This is a genomic window from Pseudomonas sp. EA_15y_Pfl1_P101, from assembly GCF_963970835.1.
Lineage (GTDB): Bacteria > Pseudomonadota > Gammaproteobacteria > Pseudomonadales > Pseudomonadaceae > Aquipseudomonas > Aquipseudomonas tritici.
The window spans coordinates 122,659-142,170 of sequence record NZ_CAXAPA010000006.1 but is presented as its reverse complement, the minus strand read 5'-3'; the positions used below and the strand labels follow the sequence as shown (position 1 = coordinate 142,170).

16 protein-coding genes, 1 tRNA gene and 7 pseudogenes are annotated in these 19,512 nt (G+C 59.4%); 6 read left to right on the top strand and 18 right to left on the bottom strand.

The window, feature by feature from the left end; translation table 11 throughout:
- Positions 1-24: 24 nt before the first annotated feature.
- The 4 genes from AACY36_RS11450 to AACY36_RS11435 form a co-directional block, all read right to left on the bottom strand.
- Positions 25-903, bottom strand: coding sequence for an SMP-30/gluconolactonase/LRE family protein (locus AACY36_RS11450; RefSeq protein ID WP_339414922.1), 879 nt, complete (start codon positions 901-903; stop codon positions 25-27).
- Between the two features lie 67 nt (positions 904-970).
- The gene (locus AACY36_RS11445) at positions 971-1,903 is read right to left on the bottom strand and encodes a 3-keto-5-aminohexanoate cleavage protein (RefSeq protein WP_339414923.1); all 933 of its coding nucleotides are present in this window, start codon (positions 1,901-1,903) and stop codon (positions 971-973) included.
- Positions 1,904-1,970: 67 nt separating this feature from the next.
- Positions 1,971-2,759 (bottom strand): SDR family oxidoreductase, encoded by a 789-nt coding sequence (locus AACY36_RS11440; RefSeq protein WP_339414924.1) that lies wholly within the window; start codon positions 2,757-2,759, stop codon positions 1,971-1,973.
- A complete protein-coding gene (locus AACY36_RS11435) occupies positions 2,756-3,478 on the bottom strand; it encodes a GntR family transcriptional regulator (RefSeq protein ID WP_339414925.1) in 723 nt (240 codons plus the stop codon). The genes AACY36_RS11440 and AACY36_RS11435 overlap by 4 nt, the downstream gene beginning before the upstream one ends.
- Positions 3,479-3,714: 236 nt before the next feature.
- On the opposite strand from AACY36_RS11435, the gene AACY36_RS11430 reads away from it, so the two are divergent.
- Together AACY36_RS11430 and AACY36_RS11425 are read left to right on the top strand one after the other, a co-directional pair.
- Positions 3,715-5,022 carry an MFS transporter gene (locus tag AACY36_RS11430; protein WP_339414926.1) on the top strand — a complete coding sequence of 436 codons (1,308 nt, stop codon included), beginning with the start codon at positions 3,715-3,717 and terminating at the stop codon, positions 5,020-5,022.
- A gap of 56 nt (positions 5,023-5,078) precedes the next feature.
- A pseudogene (locus tag AACY36_RS11425) lies at positions 5,079-5,165 on the top strand (ABC transporter substrate-binding protein); the annotation flags it as partial.
- Here the strand turns inward: AACY36_RS11425 and AACY36_RS11420 are convergent.
- Positions 5,157-5,276: pseudogene (locus AACY36_RS11420) on the bottom strand (LysR family transcriptional regulator); the annotation flags it as partial. The pseudogenes AACY36_RS11425 and AACY36_RS11420 sit on opposite strands and share 9 nt — an antisense overlap.
- A gap of 345 nt (positions 5,277-5,621) precedes the next feature.
- Here AACY36_RS11420 and AACY36_RS11415 point away from each other — a divergent pair.
- Positions 5,622-5,939, top strand: a complete 318-nt coding sequence (locus tag AACY36_RS11415) for a type II toxin-antitoxin system RelE/ParE family toxin (RefSeq protein WP_339414927.1) — start codon at positions 5,622-5,624, stop codon at positions 5,937-5,939.
- 122 nt (positions 5,940-6,061) lie between these two features.
- Here the strand turns inward: AACY36_RS11415 and AACY36_RS11410 are convergent.
- A pseudogene (locus AACY36_RS11410) lies at positions 6,062-7,498 on the bottom strand (methyl-accepting chemotaxis protein); the annotation flags it as partial.
- Position 7,499: 1 nt separating this feature from the next.
- Here AACY36_RS11410 and AACY36_RS11405 point away from each other — a divergent pair.
- Positions 7,500-7,745 (top strand): annotated as a pseudogene (locus tag AACY36_RS11405) (LysR substrate-binding domain-containing protein); the annotation flags it as partial.
- A gap of 54 nt (positions 7,746-7,799) precedes the next feature.
- Here the strand turns inward: AACY36_RS11405 and AACY36_RS11400 are convergent.
- Positions 7,800-8,052, bottom strand: a pseudogene (locus AACY36_RS11400) (hypothetical protein).
- Positions 8,053-8,332: 280 nt separating this feature from the next.
- Here AACY36_RS11400 and AACY36_RS11395 point away from each other — a divergent pair.
- Positions 8,333-9,559 (top strand): MFS transporter, encoded by a 1,227-nt coding sequence (locus tag AACY36_RS11395; protein WP_339414929.1) that lies wholly within the window; start codon positions 8,333-8,335, stop codon positions 9,557-9,559.
- A gap of 76 nt (positions 9,560-9,635) precedes the next feature.
- Here AACY36_RS11395 and deoC read toward each other — a convergent pair whose 3' ends face one another.
- Positions 9,636-10,319 (bottom strand): deoxyribose-phosphate aldolase, encoded by a 684-nt coding sequence (gene deoC / locus AACY36_RS11390; protein ID WP_339414930.1) that lies wholly within the window; start codon positions 10,317-10,319, stop codon positions 9,636-9,638.
- Between the two features lie 120 nt (positions 10,320-10,439).
- Between deoC and deoR the strand changes: the two genes are divergently transcribed.
- Positions 10,440-11,204 carry a DNA-binding transcriptional repressor DeoR gene (gene deoR, locus AACY36_RS11385; protein WP_370467916.1) on the top strand — a complete coding sequence of 255 codons (765 nt, stop codon included), beginning with the start codon at positions 10,440-10,442 and terminating at the stop codon, positions 11,202-11,204.
- A gap of 20 nt (positions 11,205-11,224) precedes the next feature.
- On the opposite strand, the gene AACY36_RS11380 is transcribed toward deoR, so the two are convergent.
- From AACY36_RS11380 to dapA, 10 genes and pseudogenes are all read right to left on the bottom strand, one after another.
- Entirely contained in the window at positions 11,225-12,298 is a 1,074-nt protein-coding gene (locus tag AACY36_RS11380) for an aldose 1-epimerase family protein (RefSeq protein WP_339414931.1), read from the bottom strand.
- On the bottom strand, positions 12,295-13,626 hold the full coding sequence (fucP, locus tag AACY36_RS11375; protein ID WP_339497075.1) for an L-fucose:H+ symporter permease: 1,332 nt from the start codon (positions 13,624-13,626) through the stop codon (positions 12,295-12,297). The genes AACY36_RS11380 and fucP overlap by 4 nt, the downstream gene beginning before the upstream one ends.
- A gap of 67 nt (positions 13,627-13,693) precedes the next feature.
- Positions 13,694-14,614, bottom strand: coding sequence for a ribokinase (gene rbsK, locus AACY36_RS11370; protein WP_339414933.1), 921 nt, complete (start codon positions 14,612-14,614; stop codon positions 13,694-13,696).
- A gap of 380 nt (positions 14,615-14,994) precedes the next feature.
- Positions 14,995-15,349, bottom strand: a pseudogene (locus AACY36_RS11365) (DUF86 domain-containing protein).
- A pseudogene (locus AACY36_RS11360) lies at positions 15,339-15,509 on the bottom strand (type VII toxin-antitoxin system MntA family adenylyltransferase antitoxin); the annotation flags it as partial. The pseudogenes AACY36_RS11365 and AACY36_RS11360, both read right to left, overlap by 11 nt.
- Before the next feature lie 116 nt (positions 15,510-15,625).
- Positions 15,626-15,715, bottom strand: a tRNA-Ser gene (locus tag AACY36_RS11355).
- 83 nt (positions 15,716-15,798) lie between these two features.
- Positions 15,799-16,512 (bottom strand): phosphoribosylaminoimidazolesuccinocarboxamide synthase, encoded by a 714-nt coding sequence (gene purC / locus AACY36_RS11350; RefSeq protein WP_339414938.1) that lies wholly within the window; start codon positions 16,510-16,512, stop codon positions 15,799-15,801.
- A gap of 27 nt (positions 16,513-16,539) precedes the next feature.
- Positions 16,540-17,298 carry an MBL fold metallo-hydrolase gene (locus AACY36_RS11345; protein ID WP_339414939.1) on the bottom strand — a complete coding sequence of 253 codons (759 nt, stop codon included), beginning with the start codon at positions 17,296-17,298 and terminating at the stop codon, positions 16,540-16,542.
- Positions 17,299-17,302: 4 nt separating this feature from the next.
- The gene (gene bamC, locus AACY36_RS11340) at positions 17,303-18,418 is read right to left on the bottom strand and encodes an outer membrane protein assembly factor BamC (RefSeq protein ID WP_339414940.1); all 1,116 of its coding nucleotides are present in this window, start codon (positions 18,416-18,418) and stop codon (positions 17,303-17,305) included.
- 17 nt (positions 18,419-18,435) lie between these two features.
- A complete protein-coding gene (dapA, locus tag AACY36_RS11335; RefSeq protein WP_339414941.1) occupies positions 18,436-19,314 on the bottom strand; it encodes a 4-hydroxy-tetrahydrodipicolinate synthase in 879 nt (292 codons plus the stop codon).
- Between the last annotated feature and the right edge of the window lie 198 nt (positions 19,315-19,512).

The following is a 19,512-nucleotide window of genomic DNA, read 5'->3' as shown; positions in this document are numbered from 1 at the left end:
AATATGCCTTATTGAAAAAACGCGCTAGCTGGCGAACCTTCGCTCAGCTATTCCTTGCACGCCCAACCCGGTAATGGCGAACAGCGCACCGCGCTGCTGGCCGTCTGCCGGGAAACGCGGCAGCGGCGGCTTGGCCATGGAGGTCACAAACAGGGTGTCGAGATTCGGCCCGCCGAAGGTCAGGCTGGTGACCTTTTTCACTGGCATCGGGATGATGCGGTCGACCTGGCCATCGGGGGTGTAGCGCACCAGTTTTCCGGCGTAGACCAGCGCTTGCCACAGACAGCCTTCGGCATCCACGGTGCAGCCATCGGCGGCGCCACCCGTGCGGGTGTCGACGTTGGCAAAGGTGCGGCGGTTGCTCACGTTGCCGGTGGTGAGGTCGTAGTCGTAAGCCCAGATATCGCCGGACCAGGTGTCGCAGAAGTAGAAGGTTTCACCCGACGGGCTCCAGCACGGGCCGTTGGACACGATGATGCCTTCGTCCAGGGTGTGCAGGCTCAGGTCGGCATCGAGCCGGTAGAGCTTGGCACTGGCGCTGTCCTCCAGCGTGTCCATCGAACCGAAGATGAAGCGGCCCTGGCGGTCGACCTTACCGTCGTTGAGGCGGTTGTTTGGCAACTGCGGTTCCGGGTCGATGATCAGGTTGAGCTCGCCGCTGTTGAGGTCGAGGGTGTGCACGCCGTTTTGCAGGGCGACGATGGCACTCTCACCGTTGTGGCGCAGGGCCATGGAGCCGATTTTCTGGCCCACCTCCCAGGCACGCAATTCACGGCCGTCGTCGGTGCAGCGCAGGATGCGGCCGTCGGCGCTGTCGATCCAGTACAAACGTTGTTGCTCGACGTCCCACACCGGGCCTTCGCCCAGGGTGGTCTTGACGTCGACAAGCACTTCGATACGCATGGTGTGATCCCCTTATTGTTGTTGTGCGGGATACAGGCCGCGCTTTGCCGCGGCCCTGTGTGTGTGTTTAGAAGTTGACCTGGTCGCGCCCCTTGAGCCCAAGAATTTCCCGCGCTTCGTCCGGCGTGGCGACGCGATGCCCCAGGGCTTCGATCACCGTACGAATGCGCCGTACCTGGTCGGCATTCGACGCCGCCAGTTTTCCCGGACCGTCCCACAGTGAATCTTCCAGGCCAACCCGCGCATTGCTGCCCATGGACAAGCCCATGGTCGCCAACGGAATCTGCCCACGTCCGGCGCCGAGGATCGACCACACGTAGTCGTCGCCAAACAGGCGGTCGGCGGTACGTCGCATGTGCGCCAGATCTTCCGGGTGCCCGCCGATGCCACCGCGCAGGCCGAACACCGACTGGATAAACAAGGGTGGCTTGAGCAAGCCGCGCTCCAGGAAATGGGCAGCGGTGTAGAGGTGACCGATGTCGTAGCACTCGATCTCAAAACGGGTGCGGTTCTCGGCGCAGGCGTTGAGAATGTGAGTGATGTCGCGGAAGGTATTGCGGAAGATCCGGTCGTCACTTTCTTCCAGGTATGGCCTTTCCCAATCGTGCTTGAAGTCAGTAAAGCGGTTGAGCATTTCGTACAGCCCGAAGTTCATCGAGCCCATGTTCAGCGAGGCCAATTCCGGCTTGAACTGCATCACCGGTTGCAGGCGTTCTTCCACGCCCATGGTCGGTGCGCCACCCGTGGTGATGTTGATCACTACTTCGCTGGCGGCTTTGATTTGCGGCAGGAATTCGGTGAACAGTGCGGGGTCCTGGCTCGGACGGCCGTCGTTCGGGTCACGGGCATGCAGGTGAACAATCGCAGCGCCGGCTTCAGCGGCACCGATGGCGGCATCGGCAATTTCCTGCGCAGTAATCGGCAAATGCGGTGACATCGACGGCGTATGAATCGCGCCGGTGACAGCGCAGGTAATGATGACAGGACGTTTTTTGGACATGACGATTCTCCGACTTTTATTCTTATGAAAAAAATCCTGGGTAAAGCGCGAGGTGTTCTTCCGTGACTTACAGGTACTCGACGTTTCCGTCGACGCTGATCGCCTGGCCGGTCACGTTGCGCGCGGCGGGTGAACAGAGAAACAACGCCATGGCGGCCACGTCTTCGGCGGTGACCATGCGCTTGAGGGAAATCTTGTTGAGGTATTCCTGACGCATCTCGGCTTCGGGCACACCGACCTGCTCGGCACGGGCGCGGATCACGCCGTCCATGCGCGGGCCTTCGACGATGCCAGGCAGCAAGGCGTTGACGCGGATGTCGCTCTCGCCCAACTCCGAGGCCAGGGATTTCATCAAACCGACAATCGCCCATTTGGTCGCCGCATACGGGGTACGCCACGCGTAGCCCAAACGCCCCGCCACCGAGGCGATATGCAGCAGATGGCCGTGGGGCGACGCCTTGAGCATCGGTACCGCGTGGTGGGCAAAGCGGTATTGCGCGGTGAGATTGATGTTGATAGTGGCTTGCCACTCGGCGTCGCTGATGGCATCGATCCCGCCAGTAGGCCCGGCGATTCCGGCGTTGTTGACCAGCACATCGAGGCCGCCGAAATGCTCGTGCTGCACCTTGAACACCGCCTCGATCTGCGCGGCATCGCTGACGTCGGCACGGGTGCCGACCGTGCCAGGGTATTTGTCGCGAAACGCTGCCAGGGCGGGCTCGCTCACATCACACACATGCACCTGGGCACCGGCTTCGAGATAGGCCGCCGCCAGCACTTCACCAATGCCGGCAGCCCCACCGGAAATCAACACACGTAACCCAGGATAGGGCTGCAGCCGTTGTAGGACACTCATGCACGTTTACCTCCTGAAACAGACGACCGCGAACGGTCGTTCTTGACGAGCAGGCGCGCCAGGGAATCGGCGGCCTGCATGATGTCATCGGTCACCGCCGCGCGCGCGCCAGCGCCATCACGGGCAGCCAACGCTTCGACGATGCGCGTGTGCGCCTCCATCGAGCGTTGCAGGTGAGCTTTATCCGGGGCGACCAGCGCAAAGCACGGGCCCATGTGCAGCCAGAAGTTTTCCACGGCGGCCATGGTCAACTCGGCCTGGGCCACGGCATAGATACGCCGGTGAAACGCAAAGTTGGTCCACAGGTAGCGGGACACATCGACTTCGTCGGCGGCGTGCTGCATCTGTTGGCAGAGGTCGGTGATTTCGTCGAGGTCGGCTTTTTGCAGGAGCAGCACGGCCTTTTCGGCCAGTAAACCTTCAAGGGCGACCCGTGTATCACGAATTTCACGCAGACGTTCTACCGTCATCAGGCGTACGCGCAGACGGGAGGTTTCGGTGACTTCAAAGGCGTTTTCGGCGCTGAGGCGTTGCAGGGCTTCACGCACCGGCATCGGGCTGGAACCGAGGGCTTCGGCGAGGCCGCGGATGGTGAGTTTCTGGCCTGGCTGAAAACGGCCACTCATCAGTGCTTCGCGGATCTGGCGATAGACCTGGTCTTGCAAAGTATCGCGGGACACCTGGCGCAGGGTGGGCAGGAGGAGCGGACTGTCTGTCATGAGGCAAAACCTGTGTTGTCGTTCTTATGGCCCCAATATGTGATCACAAATCAAATATGTCAAATAGTTTCCCGGCTTCATAGGTGCGCTACGACATTTGGACTGCGCTGCGGATTGATAGCTAACAAACATCAATCCATCCAAATTTGTTACTTTTCATTTCTAAATGTGTCAGCCACTATCCTCGGTCATAGGCGAATCAAGCACTTTAAAAAGACCGCTGGAGACACAAAACCATGACTAGCCCTAACCGGCCCGAATCTGCCCATTCTAAAGTTGGCGCGGTTTTTCGCGTTACCTCGGGTAACTTCCTCGAACAGTTCGACTTCTTTCTGTTCGGTTTCTACGCCACTTACATTGCTGCCGCGTTCTTCCCTGCCGCTAATGAGTTTGCGTCATTAATGATGACCTTCGCCGTATTCGGCGCAGGCTTCCTGATGCGTCCGTTGGGCGCAATCATCCTGGGCGCCTACATCGATGACGTCGGGCGCCGCAAAGGGCTGATCGTGACCCTGTCGATCATGGCCAGCGGCACGCTGCTGATCGTGTTGGTGCCCGGTTATCACACCATTGGCCTGTGGGCACCTTTGTTGGTCTTGCTGGGCCGTTTGCTGCAAGGCTTCTCGGCCGGCGCGGAACTGGGCGGCGTGTCGGTGTACCTGTCCGAAATGGCAACGCCAGGACGCAAGGGCTTCTACACCAGCTGGCAGTCGGGCAGCCAACAGATCTCCATCGTGATCGCCGCCGCATTGGGTTATGGCCTGAACGTGTGGATGGAGCCCGCTGTGGTCGCCGATTGGGGCTGGCGCATTCCGTTCGCCATCGGCTGCGTGATCATCCCGTTCATCTTCATCCTGCGTCGCAACCTGCAGGAAACTGAAGAGTTCGCCAATCGCAAGCACCGTCCAACCCTGCGCGAAGTGCTGGCGACCCTGGTGAAGAACTGGACCGTGGTGATCGGTGGCATGCTGATGGTGGCCATGACCACGACGGCGTTCTACCTGATCACCGTGTACGCGCCGACGTTCGGCAAGACCGTGCTGCAACTGAGCACCTCCGACGCCCTGCTGGTGACCTTGTTGGTGGCGGTGTCGAACTTTATCTGGCTGCCGATCGGCGGCACCTTGAGCGACCGTTTCGGCCGCAAGCCGGTGCTGATCGCCATGACTGTACTGACCGTTCTGACGGCATATACAGCATTGTCCTACGTCGTGAACGCACCCAGCTTCGCGCACATGCTGGAAACCCTGCTGTGGTTCTCCTTCCTCTACGGCATGTACAACGGGGCCATGATCCCGGCCCTCACTGAAATCATGCCGGTGGAAGTGCGCGTGGCGGGTTTCTCCCTGGCCTATAGCCTGGCGACGGCGATTTTTGGTGGGTTCACCCCAGCGATCTCCACGTGGTTCATTCACATCACTGGCGATAAAGCGTCGCCCGCCTACTGGATGATGTTTGCTGCGGCGTGTGCGCTGTGCTCGACCCTGGCGCTGTATCGCCACGCCAACGCCCGAGGGCAGGTGATGCAAGAGGCTGCACAATGAAGCCACTGCTCAACACCTTGGCGGCGGTGGCTCTCAGCGCGATGGCGCTGACGGCCCAAGCCAAAGCGCTGCTTCAATATTTGTCATCGCCTCAGGCGCAACCCGTGGTGCAATCCACCGGACTGGACCCGGTGTCACGCTGACCGAAACGGCATCTCCCGCACCCACCGCTCCAACTCCAGCGCCGCTGGCGGCAAGGTCCGCCCGCGGCGTTTTATCAAGCCCATATTACGCATCACCTGCGGCAATACCAGCCCGATCATCGTGGGCGCGTGGGCGCTACGTTGCAGGGGGACCGATGACTTTGCCGCTATCACCTTGCTACAAATATAAAGTCATACATATCAGTGGGTTATTGGGTTTCTGCGGCCACGCAATCGTTGAAATGGGTCAATACTTGCGACCTGACCTACACAACGGGAGACGTACACACTCATGGAAACCCATCACTTCTGGATAGACGACGAGTCGCCGGATATCGGCATCGATCAGTTGCTTCTTGCATCACGTCAATGGTCCAGTAGGATTGAATCCTACCCAACCTCGGCGGACTTCCAAATGCGCTCGACCCAGCGTCAGCGAAAAGACACGGGGAAAACGTGAGCTACACGGTCGTCTTTTCGCCTCAAGCCTTGGCGCAACTCGACGCCCTTGAAGACTGTGTCAGCGATGCCGCGCCCCCCTCTACTGCTGCGCGCTTTATCGACAATCTCATCGGCTACTGCGAAAGGCTTTCCCTGTTTCCCTTGCGTGGCACTTGCCGTGACGACCTGCTACCCGAGTTGCGCATCACTCACTGTCGACGCACCACCGTCATCGCGTTCATGGTAGGGCCCGATTCCGAAACGGTGTCGATACCGGGTGTGTTTTACGGTGGCAAAGACTACACGGCAATGTTGCAAAGCGATTGGGGTTAGCCCCGACAACAAGGGTGATCATTGTGCCGACCGGTCGAGGGAGTTATCTGCTGGCCGAAGGCGGGAGGAACCGGGTGTTGGAATGGGTGCCCGATGCTCACACGCCTTCACCGTAAATCGCGCTATAGCTGAAAACGCGCCACCGCCTCGCTCAACGAAACTGCCAACTGCGCCAGCTCGCGACTCGCCCCATTGATCTGCCCGGCGCCGGATGAGGACTGCGCCGACAAGTCGCGAATGTTGACGATGTTGCGGTCGACTTCCTTGGCAACCTGAGCCTGCTCTTCTGCGGCGCTGGCAATGACTAGGTTACGTTGGTGAATCTGGTCGATGGAGTCGGTGATCTGACTCAACGCGCCTCCCGCACCTTCAGCCATGGTCAAGGTAGCGGCAGCGCGCTGGGTACTGGACTGCATTGATGTCAACGCATGGTCAGACCCCGTGCGCATCGCGGTCACCATCTGATCGATCTCCAGCGTCGACTGCTGCGTACGGTGTGCCAGTGCACGCACTTCGTCAGCCACGACCGCAAAGCCACGTCCGGACTCACCGGCCCGGGCAGCCTCGATGGCGGCATTGAGGGCCAATAGGTTGGTCTGTTCGGCAATGGAGCGAATCACGTCGAGCACTTTGCCGATATCACGCGATTGTTCAGCGAGGGTCTGCACCAGCGTCGAGGTTTCACCAATATTTGTGCTCAGGGCCTGAATGGCGCTGACGGTTTCGCCGACACGGTGCTGGCCTTCGCGCGCCGTTTCATTAGAGAGGCGGGTGGACTCTGAGGTGGAAACCGCATTGCGCGCTTCTTCATCCGCCGCCGAGGTCATCTCGTTGACGGCGGTGGCGGCTTGCTCTATTTCAGCGGTCTGCTTTTGCAGGCTGCGGCTGCTTTGATCAGTGATGCCATTCAGGTCGGTGGCGGATGATGCGATCTGCCCCGCCGACTGACGGATCAGTTGTAAGGTCCCGCGCAGGTTGGCTTGCATGGTCTTGAGTGCTACAAGCAGGCGGGTCACTTCGTCGTCACCGGTAACAGCCACCGTTTGGGTCAGGTCGCCATGGGCCACGTTTTCTGCAGCCCGCACCGCATGGCTCAGCGGGCCGACAATACTGCGCGTCAGCAACCACGCCAGCGCCACTGTGCTCAACGCCGCCAGGAGCACGAAGCCGAACACCATGGTGCGCGAGCGACCGTACTGCGCCTCGGCCACCTGTCCCTGCTGGTTGATCTGCGCGTTGTAGCAGTCGGCCAGGGCATTGAGCTGCGCACCGGAGCCATCAATCACCGTTTTCATGTCCACCAGCAGCAGCTTGTTGAGTTCGGCGCCCTGCTGCTTGTCGGCAAGGACGAAAGATTGGGCCAGGCCCTGCTGGTAAAGGCGCAGCGAAACCTGGAACTGGTCATAGAGCGAGCGTACCTCAGGGGTGTCGATCACCGCCTCGAGGTCAGCCAGCCTTTTGACCAGGTCCTGGCTGCGGGTGTCCATCTGGCTGCGGTATTGTGGAAGGCTTGCGGGATTCGGATCCAACGCCATGCGCAAAGAGATTGTACGAATGCGCGGACGGATCGTGGCGCCCTCTTCAAGCCCGGAAGAAGTGCGTCGGTTGGTGATTGCCGGGTTTGGCTTGGGCTGTTTGCCGATTCATGTGGTGGCAGAGGATGTGAAGAACGGGCTGCTGTGGCGGCTGCCGCCAGATGAGGGGATCGCGGACGTGGATATTCATTTGCTGTGGAATCGGGAACAGAAGATGAGTCGGGCGCAAACGGTGTTTATCGAGAGCCTGTCAGAACGGCTTGGGCGATGACTGAGGCCCGGTAGCCGATTCGACTACCGGGCCTTTCCTATCTAGCGGGGTGACTTAGCTTCCGCGCTCCTTGTTCGCTTGAGACAACCGAGGCGGCAAGCGCTTTGGTATCTTCGCTGTATTTATCGCTGCCCAGCACCTTTCCAGCTTTCTGCTCCATCTCTGCACTCGTCTGCTTGCCGGTGCCTTTTTGGGCTAAAGCTGAAGCGGCGAGGCTTTTGGCAATGGTTGAGGCGCTTTGGCTGGTGAGCACTTCCGCCGCCAACGTCGCGATCTTGCCGGTGGCTTCTTTCGTATTTTTGTTCACGATGCAGTTCCTTTGCGGTTGGAGGCGCCCGATCTCGAGCGCTACCACAAAGTAATAAGTTGCCGGGAGTACCGCAATGCGCTGCTCGTAGGCAGCATTTTGAAAGCCTGTACGAAAGGTGCATTGAACGTGTAGTGCGTGCTAGAGCGTCGTATCGATTGCACTGATGATTACTATCGAAACGAGCGCCTGCCCGATGTTCAACACTGATTCCTATAATCGCGTCCAAATTACCTCCCCCTCGCCTGGCTTCAGGCGACGCTCATCCTGGAACCCAACCATGCCAAGTGCCAGCCAGGCCCCTCGCGGCCTTCCCGAACATAATCAACAAAGTGTCAAACAGCAGTGGTTGGCAATTCTCTCGGTTGCCGTGGGCGCGTTCGCCTTGGTCACCAGTGAGTTTCTGCCCGTGGGCGTGCTCAACGACGTCGCCAGCGACCTGGGCATCACTGCCGGCCACGCAGGCCTGATGGTCACCCTGCCTGGCATCATGGCCGCCCTCGCCGCCCCCCTGCTGTCGGTGATCATTGGCACCATGGACCGTCGCTATCTGCTGATCGGCCTGACGTTGGTCATGATTATCGCCAACTCAGTCGTGGCCTTCGCCAGTGACTTCAGCCTGCTGCTGTTCGGCCGCGTCTTGCTGGGTATCAGCATCGGCGGTTTCTGGGCGACGGCCATTGCCCTCAGCGGCCGCCTGGCCCCCAAGGGTGTGGGCGTAGCGAAAGCCACATCGATCATCATGATGGGGGTGACACTGGCCACCGTACTGGGCGTGCCCGTAGGGACCTGGCTCAGCGGCCTGATGGGCTGGCGCATGACCTTCCTGGTCACCGCGCTGTTGGGCATACCGGTGGTCCTGGCGCAGGTCTTCCTGCTACCCCGGCTCAACCCGGAAAAGGCCATTCACGTCAGTGACCTGCCGGCGTTGTTTATCAACCCACGGGCTCGGGTCGGACTGATCGCCGTATTGCTGATCGGCCTGGCGCACTTTGCCGCGTATACCTATGTCGCACCTTTCTTCAAAAACAGCGCCGGCTTCGATGGCCCGACAATTGGCTCGCTGCTGCTGATGTTTGGTGTGGCAGGGGTCGCGGGTAACATTTTCGCCGGCTTCGCCGCCAACCGCAGCGTGCGCTACACCCTGCTGCTGGTCGCGCTGATGATCGGCACCAGCACCGCGCTGTTCCCCCACTTCGCCACCGGTTTGACCGGCGCAGCGATACTCATTGCGCTCTGGGGTTTCGCCTTTGGCGCCTTCCCGGCCTGCGCCAGCATCTGGATGTTTGTGGTCGCGCCCAAGGATGTGGAACGCGGCATGCCGCTGTTCGTCGCCTTGTTCCAGGTGATCATTGCCTTGGGCTCGTTCTTTGGCGGGCGGATCGTCGATCAGATGGGCAGTTCAGTGTTGTTAAGCTTGGCTACGGCGTTGGTGGGATGTGGGTTTGCCACAGTGTTGGTGCTGGGGCGTAATGTGAGTAACAGCCTCGCGGCCCAACCTGCCTGACAGACCAGTCCCCATTAAAAAGCCTGCTGAGCATTGAGTTCAGCAGGCTTTTTAAATGGTCGGGTACAAAACGAATTCAGTAACCCGCCGCATCCTCGAGCTTGCCACTGACAATGCTCACCCCCGAGCTTGTGCCTAGGCGGGTGGCGCCGGCTTCGATCATGCCCACTGCAGCCGCATAGTCGCGCACCCCACCTGACGCCTTGACCCCCATCTGCGGGCCGACGACGCGGCGCATCAGGGCGATGTCTTCAGCGGTGGCGCCACCGCGGCTGAAGCCCGTCGACGTCTTGACGAAAGCCACGCCCAGTTCACGGCAGACTTCGCAGGCCCGGATCTTTTGCTCCTCGTCCAACAGGCAGGTTTCGAGAATCACTTTCAGCGGCACCGCACCACAAGCTTGATGCACGGCGGCGATATCGTCGCGCACTGTATCCAGGCGCCCTTCGCGCAGTGCGCCGATATTGAGCACCATATCGATCTCTCCCGCGCCCACGGCAATTGCCTGTTGGGCTTCGAAGGCTTTACTCTCGCTCAGCCCCGCACCCAGTGGGAACCCGATCACTGCGCAGACTTTGACCTTCTGCCCTGCAAGCAACTGAGCGGCAAAAGGCACCTGGCCCGAGTTCACGCACACGGAATAGAACCCATATTCCTGCGCTTCTTTGCATAACGCTGCAATTTGCTCCCGCGTCGCGTCGGGCGCCAGTAAGGTGTGATCGATAAACGGTGCAAGTGCTGCGGGTGTGATTGAGGTCATGAAATCCGTTCCTGGTTAAGGAGCACGATGGGCGAATGTGTTAGAAGACGCGCCCAGCGAATGTTAATATAATACCAATAAATGATGTAATTACAACATAACTGGCCGATCGGAATACCTGTGGAAAGCAAACAATCAGAACGCATCAAACTGATCCAACAAGCCCTGCAGGACCAAAAGGCGATCCATCTGCGGGAGATGGCCGCGTTGCTGGAAGTCTCGGAAATGACCCTGCGCCGGGATCTCAACCGCTACCCGGACAAGTTCCATCTACTCGGCGGGCATATCACGCTCGCATTCGACCCGGAAGGCGCGCCCGACTACAAAGTCACGGAGCAAGGCACTCGGCATGTGGAAGAGAAACGCCGCATCGGCAAGCTCGCGGCCGCGGTTATCAAGCGCGGCGACACGGTATTCTTCGACTGCGGTACCACGGTGCCCTTTGTGATTGATTTCATCCCCGATGAACTTGAGTTCACCGCGGTTTGCAACTCGCTCAACGTGTTGCTCAAGCTGGCGCAAAAACCCAACTGCACGATCGTCCTGTGTGGCGGCACCTTCCATCGCAAGAACCAAGTGTTCGACCATGCCAACGAGAGCAGCATCCTCGACAACGTGCGCTTGACCTGGGCATTCATCTCGGCCGCAGGCGTCAGCGAAACCTTCGGCGTGACCTGCTTCAACTTCAATGAAGTGGCGGTCAAACAGAAGGTCTTGCGCCAGGCCCAGCACCGCATGCTGCTGGCCGACCACAGCAAGTTCGACGTCGTGCGCACCGCGCATTTCGCCACCCTGGAACAATTCAACGTGGTGGTCTCCGATAAGAAGTTGCCCAAACCATACCGTGAGCTGATCACGCAATACGGCGCGCAATGGGTGGTGTGAACCTCCCTCGCCACGCCTCATCAGCCGCCCAATTCATCCCGTAGGCGGCAACGTTCTTCAGCCGACAAATAACCGGTGCTCACGCTGAACAGCGCACGTTGCCCGCCGGCCAATGAGCGCACATTGCCTTTGTTTTTTTCCGCCAGGTAGCCCTCGGGTTCGCAGGTAGAGGGCAAGACGAATGCGGCGACACCTTGGTCGGCGTTATGCAGGATCCAGCGGGTGGCATGGGAGAACTGATCGGGCCGATAGCGGGTGTAAAACGCCGAACCTTCGGGATGGTCCAGTAGAAAATGCGCATGACCTGCAGCATCGCCGGGCACCTCTTCGAAGAAACAGACAATTTCCGGATCATGCAGCGCGGGGCTGTCCAGGGTGTTCAAGCGCAAGGGGTCCTGGCTCAACTCAGCCATATAGGCCGACCACTCGGGAGTTGGCTTGACGTGGGCCGGCACGCTGCTGCGAACCCGGACACGGGCGCCGGCCAAGGGCTCGACCAGGCTGGCGCCGGGAATGTAGGCGTAGTTCATGTGGGCCATATACATCAGTTCCATGGCCTTGCCCGCAAGATTGGTGACCGCCATGCCAATATCAAATACCCCCGAGCCGACACGCAGGGTCAGCGTGGGTGTGGCCCGATAGTGGTCGCCAAACCCCTGCACATACTCGTAGTCACCACCTAGGCGCAGGTAAAGGCCAGCGGCGTCTTCCCCCACTTCCAGCCAGGCGGCGTCCATCGGCGCGCAGGGCATTTCGCCGTGCAGCGGGTGGTCGTCGGCCGGGGCCGGGCAACCGTTGCGCAGCAGCCCGGCGTGGAACATAAAACAGCCGTAGGTGCCGATCACCGTCGAACTGGGCTTGGGCTGGCGAAACATATTGCGCATGGTCAGCTCGCAACCGTCGAAGGTCGCGGACCAGATCATCTGCCCCTGGTAAGGCAAGGCCACTACGCGTCCGCGGGCATTTTCCAACGCCAGCGCCTTGACCCCACTGGGGTAGGTCCAGGCCAGCACGCGAAAATCGGCCGATTGCAGCAGGGTCTTTTCGACGCCGCTGAACTGCTCGGGAGACAAGGCCAGCGTGAAGGTTTTCATGAGGCCACCACAGCGCCAGCCCGAGGCTGCGCGGCGCGACTGTGACGCATGCAGGAATAGGCGTAGGCCACAATCACCACAAAACACAGCAGGGGCACGCTGTAGGCCAACTGCATATTGCCGTGAGTGGCATCTGACAGCAGGCCTTGGAACACCGGAATCACCCCGCCGCCGACGATGCTCATCACCAGCAGAGAACCGCCGACACTGGTGTCTTCGCCCAGTCCTTCAATCGTCAGGCCATAAATGGTCGGCCAGCACGGCCCGAGGAAAATGCTCACCGCGACCGCTGCGTACACCGCGCTGATATTCGGTACCAGGATGGTGTAGGCGAGCAAGGCAATTGTCAGCACGCCGTAGATGGCGAGGACCTTGGCAGGGTGCAGCTTGCGCATCAACAGATTGGCGACCATCTTGCCGACGAAATAAGCGGCAAAGGTCGTCAGCAGGAACCATGACGCGCTGCGCTCGTTCATCCCGCCCATCTGCATCGCCAGGCGAATGGTGAAGCTCCAAACACCCACCTGGGCACCCACATACAGAAACTGCGCCAGCACGCCGAAGGTAAAGCGCGGATTACGCGACAGGCGCGCCAGGCTCTGGCCGAGGCTGGGCTTTTTCACATCAGCCTTGACGTTGCCCCGGCACGCGGGGAAGCGGGTGATGGCGATGAGGATAAACATCAGCACCAGCACCGCGATCATCCACTTGTACGGCAGCAGGGTCGACTGGATCATTTCCAACTGTTGGATAGCCGCCTGAGAGGCGCTCATCTGGGTCAGTTGTTCGTGGGTCGCATCGGTGTCCTTGAACATCACGAAGCTGCCGACATACACCCCGGCCATGGCGCCGAACGGGTGGAAGGTCTGCGAGATGTTCAGGCGGCGGGTGCCGGTCTCCCGCGGGCCCATCAAGGTCGAGTAGGTGTTGCAGGCGGTTTCGAGAAACGAAAGCCCGCACGCGATCACAAACAGCGCCATCAGGAACATGCCGTAGGTGGCGCTGGATGCGGCAGGAAAGAACAGCGCGCAGCCCGCCATGTAGAGCATCAAACCCACCAGAATCGTGCTTTTATAACCGAAGCGACGGACCACCAAGGCCGCCGGAATCGCGACGAAAAAGTAGCCCAGGTAAAACGCCGACTGCACAAACGCGGTCTGGAAATCGCTGAGCAAAAAGGCTTTCTTGAAATGCGCGATCAGCACGTCATTCATGCTGGCCGCCGCCGCCCACAGGGCGAAAATACTGCACAGCAGCAAAAAAGCGAACCAGGGCGTGCGATTGAGATAAAAACCATCGGCAGTTTGTTGGAGCGGGACTTTTGTCATTGTTATTCTCCGTGGGGTATACGGCGCGTCAGCCATACAGGGATGGCCAACATCGGTGATAGACGACTCAGGACGGGTCAAAAAACTCGGCGAACCGGGCAACGTCGGGGTAGGAACTCTGGGTGCCGAGGCCGGTGACCGAACAGGCGGAATACGCCACCGCCCGGGTCATGGCCGCACGCATATCGCCCTGCTGGGTCCAGTAGTGGGCGAAGCAACCGATAAAGGCATCACCAGCGCCGGTGGTGTCCCGGGCCTCGACCTCGCGCCCAGGCACATGGAACTCACCCTCCTCGCCCACATACAGCGCGCCATGCTCGCCGAGGGTGACGATAACGTGGCGGATACCCTGGGCGACCAACACCCGCGCGGCGAGTAACGCACTCTCAGGCCCCTCGACCGACTTGCCGGTGATCAGTGACAGTTCGCTTTCATTGGGAATGAAAAAATCCAGCTGCGCCAGATGCTCGCGGCTCAAACCCGCGACCGCAGGGGCCGGGTTGAGCAACACCGGAATGCCGTGCCGTTTGGCAAACTCGATGGCGTAGTAGACGGTTGCCAAGTCGATTTCCAACTGCAGGACGATGAGGCTGCATTCGCGTAAAGCCGCGTCCGCGGCGTCGATATCAGCCGGCTTCAAGTGCGCGTTGGCGCCTTTGACGATGAGGATGCTGTTGTGGGAATCGCTCTGCACAAAGATTGGCGCCACGCCGCTGGACACCCCCGGCACCCGCGTGACGTAGCGCGAGTCGATGGCATGGCGTTGAAAATTGGCCAGGGTGTTATCGGCAAACATGTCATCGCCCAACTTGGTCAGCATCAACACTTCGCTGCCAAGCTTGGCCGCCGCCACTGCCTGGTTCGCCCCCTTGCCGCCGCAGCCCATGGCAAAGCTCGGAGCCTCAAGTGTCTCGCCCTGACGGGGCATTCGGTCGATATAGGTAACCAAATCCACCATGTTGCTACCGATGACCGCGATCTTATTCATGGATATCTTTACCTTGTGCACGCTGTGGCAGGCACCACAGCGTTATTATTTTTGTTATTTAAATAACATTTTCTGTGACTATTCAACCTATTTTTTGTGAATGCGGAAACGTTGGGCTGATGCGCTGATGAGAGGAAGCGCGAATTAACGGAGGGGACGACGCCGTGCGAAGGCGCTCGGTTCGTTCGAAGGCTTGGCTGATGTGTAAAAAACGACAGCGAACCTGACGGTTTAACGTTGAAAAAACAGTGCCCACGCAATGGCAGGCCGAAGGCGCTTAAGCGCCCTGGGGAGTAAATCACGGGAACATTCAGAAGGGAGGAGCAACTACTAAAACGCCTGCTGAACATTGAGTTCTGCAGGCTTTCTCTTCATCTGACTCAAGTGTCTGGGGTAGCGCTTGACTGACTCGCATCCTTAATCAGGATAAATGAACTGAACGCCAAAAAATCACCCAAATGCTGAGTGATGATCGCAACGGTAATCGGCAATTGGAGGGGGTGATACTCGTGCACGGCGATATTGCGAAAACCGACCATGCTCTTCAGGTTGGTCAACAGGATGCTGCCCCATATCCAGCGCCGCTTCGCACGCACGTTGAATATTAAGAATCGCTGCGTCCTGATGGATGAAGTCAGTAGCGAAACTGGCAGGGTCCTTTGCGTACTCCTCGCGGGCGCAAGCGACACGGCGCTCAATGCTCGAGGCGTTGTTGATTAGCACATCATCGGCCATGCACTTTTCCGCCCTTCTGAATATCGGACAGCAGCCCCGCTCGTGCAGCGTCCAGCGCGGTTTTTTCACTGAGGATATAGCTCTCGAAAATACCCGCCTGACTGTCCTTGTTCCAGAGCCGTCGCCCTGTTGTTATGACTGGGTATCGCATGACGGTGTTACGGCCCATGATGCCATCTGATAAATGACCGTAGCAGGATTCATCTTGAAATTTCTGCCCCACACAAAAAACCCCCAACAACAATTAAGTTATCGGGGGTTTTCGTTATTCAATAATGGCGGAGAGATAGGGATTCGAACCCTAGGTACCGGTGAAGGTACAACGGATTTCGAATCCGTCCCATTCGGCCACTCTGGCATCTCTCCAACGGCGCGCATCATAACAGCGTGGATCAGGAAAGCAAAGCGCCGAAGCGATTTTTTTCCGTGCTATCAGATGCTTGCGTCGATTAAAGCGGTACGCCGAGACGATTGGCGACTTCTTCGTAGGCTTCGATCACATCACCGAGGCCCTGGCGGAAGCGGTCTTTGTCCATCTTCTTCTTGGTGTCCTTGTCCCACAGGCGGCAGCCGTCCGGGCTGAATTCGTCGCCCAGGACGATGGAGCCATCGTGGAACACACCGAATTCGAGCTTGAAGTCGACCAGCAGCAGACCGGCGGCGTCGAACAGCTTGCTCAGCACATCGTTGACCTTGAGGGACAATTCCTTCATGCGCGCCAGTTGCTCAGCGGTGCCCCAGCCGAACGCCACGACGTGGGATTCGTTGATGAACGGGTCGCCCTTGGCGTCGTCCTTCAGGAACAGTTCGAAGGTGTATGGATTGAGCTTGAGGCCCTCTTCCACGCCCAGGCGCTTGACCAGGCTGCCGGCGGCGTAGTTACGCACGACGCATTCCACCGGGATCATGTCGAGCTTCTTGACCAGGCACTCGTTGTCGCCCAGCAGTTTGTCGAATTGGGTCGGAATGCCGGCCTCTTCGAGTTTTTGCATGATGAAGGCGTTGAATTTGTTGTTCACCATGCCTTTGCGATCAAGTTGTTCGATGCGCTTGCCGTCGAACGCCGAGGTGTCGTTGCGAAACAGCAGGATCAGGCGGTTGGCGTCGTCGGTCTTGTACACCGACTTGGCTTTGCCGCGGTAGAGTTCTTCACGTTTTTCCATGATGGGCTCCGCTTTGAGTGAGGTGGGCTAGGCGATGTGGCGCCAGTCGAGCCCTGAATCTTGATCGGCCAGTTGCAGCCAGTCCGGGTCGCACCCAAGGGTGTCGACAAAACATTGCCGGGCAAGCGTCGGCAGGTTGTTCTTGCTGCTCAAGTGGGCCAGGACCAAGTGTTGCAGGTCTTGCCAGCCCAACTCATACACCAGGTACGCGGCCTGGTGGTTGTTCAAATGTCCCAGTTCACCGCCCACCCGCTGCTTGAGAAAGTAGGGGTAATGACCGCGAGCCAGCAGGTCTCGGCAGTGGTTGGACTCGATCATCAACGCATCGAGGTTCCGGTAACCGTCCAGCACCTTGGCGCAGTAGGAACCCAGGTCAGTGAGCACGCCGAAGCGTCGCTCTCCGTCACTGAAAACATACTGCGTCGGTTCCTGAGCGTCGTGCGCCACGGCAATCACATCGATGCTCAGGGCACCGATTTGCAGTTGCTCGCCACCGGCCAGGAAACCCGCGGGTTCAATGGGTTTGCGCATCCCGCGCAAGGTGCCGCGACTGAGGTACACCGGAAGATTGTAGCGCCGAGACAGCAAACCCACGCCATGCACGTGGTCGGCATGTTCGTGGGTCACCAGAATCGCACTCAACTGCGTGGGGTGAACCCCCAGGCGCAGCAGGCGCCGCTCGGTTTCTTTTAAGGAGAAACCACAATCCACCAGCACATACGTGTCGTCATGGGCGACCAGCGTGCCGTTCCCTTGGCTACCGCTGCCGAGAACGGCAAAACGCATCGGATCAGCCCAGGTTGTCCTGAATCACGCCCAATACTTTGCGCGCTGTTTCAGCGGGCGCAACGGTATTGATGTTTTTCTCGACGGTGACTTGCACGCTTTCGCCCACTTTGCTCAAACGAACCTGATAACGCTCGGCGCGGGTTTCGACTTCTTCCTTGGTCGGCTTGCTGCCGAACAATTTGCTGAAGAAACCTGGTTCGTCATCTTTGCGCTCGGCCTTTTCAGCCACGTTGATGTAGTACAGGCCCAGGCTGCGGTTGATGTCTTCAACACGCCAAGGGCCCTGTTCCAACGCGCGGCCAACACTGGCCCAGGCACGATTGAGGTCTTCACCCAGGTTCAGCACAACGTTGCCGCTGCCGTCTTCAGTGAGGCTGACGCGGCTCGGGGTGTCGTAATCACGTGCGGCGAGCAGCGAAACGGAACCGCCCTTCTCGGAGATACGGCTCATGCTGGCCAACATCTCGTCGACCAGTGCCGAGTCGACACCGGGGTTAACCGAACGATTGGTGAAATCAACGTTGGCGGTGCTGCCGGCAGGACGCTCGGCGCTGACCACGTAGACTTCACTGGTATTGCGTTGCACACCTGGCTCGATGCGCACACGCACTCGGGCTTCGCTGTCGGCGGCTACACCACCGGCCTGCAGGCGCTTGGCCATGGTCGCGGACAGCTCGCTGCCCTGCTGCCATGCAGTGGTGAATTCACCGGTCTGCGGGCGTTGCTGATCAATGCGAAAACCGTTGTCCTGGAAGAACTGCACCGCCACCGGCCAGACTTCGGCGGGCGGGCGCTGAGCCACGATCCAGCGGGAGTCACCGCTTTTCTGCAGGCTGTAGTCACTGGCATCCGCCACGGCCGAGATCGGCTGTGGACGCGGCACTACGTACTCACCCTTGGTGGTGTCGTCGGCAACGTTGCGCGGGATCGGCAGCAAGGGGTCAAGGCGCTTGGCGACATTGACGCCAGGCGGCAACTCCATCGGCTTGGTGGGTTGGGCTTCCAGGTAATCGCTACCGCGGTCACGGAAGTAGCCATCCGGGCCCCAGATCCAACCGCAGCCACTGGTGCTGGAGATAATCAAGGCAAGTGCGGAAAGTCCGGCCAATCGCTTCATGCGTAATGCTTCCTCAATTAAACCAGGACGCCGGACTGGCGCAGGGCCTGTCGCAGCGGTTCGTGACAGGCTTCACTAAGACGAGTGAGCGGCAGACGGATACCGTCCGGCATCATGCCCATTTCAGTCAGCGCCCATTTCACGGGAATAGGGTTGGATTCGATAAACAGTGTCTTGTTGAGCGGCATCAGCTTCTCGTGGATCGCGCGGGCGGTCAGGGCGTCGCCGGCGATGGCGGCAGCGCACATCTCGCTCATGGCACGCGGGGCCACGTTGGCGGTCACAGAGATGTTGCCTTTGCCGCCGAGCAGGATCAGCTCGACCGCAGTGGCGTCGTCACCGGAATACACCAGGAAATCGCCACTCACGCCGGCCAGGATGTCCTTGGCGCGCTGCAGGTCGCCCGTGGCTTCCTTGATACCGATGATGTTCGGCACGGTGGACAGACGGATCACGGTATCAGCCTTCATATCGCACGCGGTACGACCCGGTACGTTATAGAGGATCTGCGGGATATCGACCGTTTCGGCAATGGCGCGGAAGTGCTGGTACAGGCCTTCCTGGGTCGGTTTGTTGTAGTACGGGGTCACCAGCAGGCACGCATCGGCGCCGGCCTTCTTGGCGTTCTTGGTCAGCTCGATTGCTTCGCGTGTGGAGTTGGCGCCCGTGCCGGCGATCACGGCAATACGGCCCGCAACACGCTTGACCACGAACTCGATCACTTGGATGTGTTCTTCCACATCGAGAGTGGCCGATTCACCGGTGGTGCCGACCGCCACGATGGCGTTGGTGCCTTCTTGCAGGTGGAAGTCCACCAGTTTGCCCAGGCTGTCCCAGTCGAGACGACCTTGTGCATCCATGGGTGTGACCAGTGCCACCATACTGCCCGCAATCATGCAACCGCTCCTGCCGGAAAAAGAGAGCCGTAATGGTACTGGCGCCAAGATGCTTGCACAAGCAAAGTACCGCCTGAGGATGCGTTCTGACGTAACTAAACGACGGACAATGCCATCATCGGGCCAAAGCACACCCTGAAGCACGATGAAATAGGACCGATCACGCAATGAAAACGCCACCTCCTATCCCTTGACGAC

Bases quoted from the DNA above. Each gene is read 5' to 3' on its own strand.
- AACY36_RS11450 (WP_339414922.1), bottom strand. From the start codon at position 903: ATGCGTATCGAAGTGCTTGTCGACGTCAAGACCACCCTGGGCGAAGGC.
- AACY36_RS11445 (WP_339414923.1), bottom strand. From the start codon at position 1,903: ATGTCCAAAAAACGTCCTGTCATCATTACCTGCGCTGTCACCGGCGCG.
- AACY36_RS11440 (WP_339414924.1), bottom strand. From the start codon at position 2,759: ATGAGTGTCCTACAACGGCTGCAGCCCTATCCTGGGTTACGTGTGTTG.
- AACY36_RS11435 (WP_339414925.1), bottom strand. From the start codon at position 3,478: ATGACAGACAGTCCGCTCCTCCTGCCCACCCTGCGCCAGGTGTCCCGC.
- AACY36_RS11430 (WP_339414926.1), top strand. From the start codon at position 3,715: ATGACTAGCCCTAACCGGCCCGAATCTGCCCATTCTAAAGTTGGCGCG.
- AACY36_RS11395 (WP_339414929.1), top strand. From the start codon at position 8,333: ATGCCAAGTGCCAGCCAGGCCCCTCGCGGCCTTCCCGAACATAATCAA.
- deoC (WP_339414930.1), bottom strand. From the start codon at position 10,319: ATGACCTCAATCACACCCGCAGCACTTGCACCGTTTATCGATCACACC.
- AACY36_RS11380 (WP_339414931.1), bottom strand. From the start codon at position 12,298: ATGAAAACCTTCACGCTGGCCTTGTCTCCCGAGCAGTTCAGCGGCGTC.
- fucP (WP_339497075.1), bottom strand. From the start codon at position 13,626: ATGACAAAAGTCCCGCTCCAACAAACTGCCGATGGTTTTTATCTCAAT.
- rbsK (WP_339414933.1), bottom strand. From the start codon at position 14,614: ATGAATAAGATCGCGGTCATCGGTAGCAACATGGTGGATTTGGTTACC.
- purC (WP_339414938.1), bottom strand. From the start codon at position 16,512: ATGGAAAAACGTGAAGAACTCTACCGCGGCAAAGCCAAGTCGGTGTAC.
- AACY36_RS11345 (WP_339414939.1), bottom strand. From the start codon at position 17,298: ATGCGTTTTGCCGTTCTCGGCAGCGGTAGCCAAGGGAACGGCACGCTG.
- bamC (WP_339414940.1), bottom strand. From the start codon at position 18,418: ATGAAGCGATTGGCCGGACTTTCCGCACTTGCCTTGATTATCTCCAGC.
- dapA (WP_339414941.1), bottom strand. From the start codon at position 19,314: ATGATTGCGGGCAGTATGGTGGCACTGGTCACACCCATGGATGCACAA.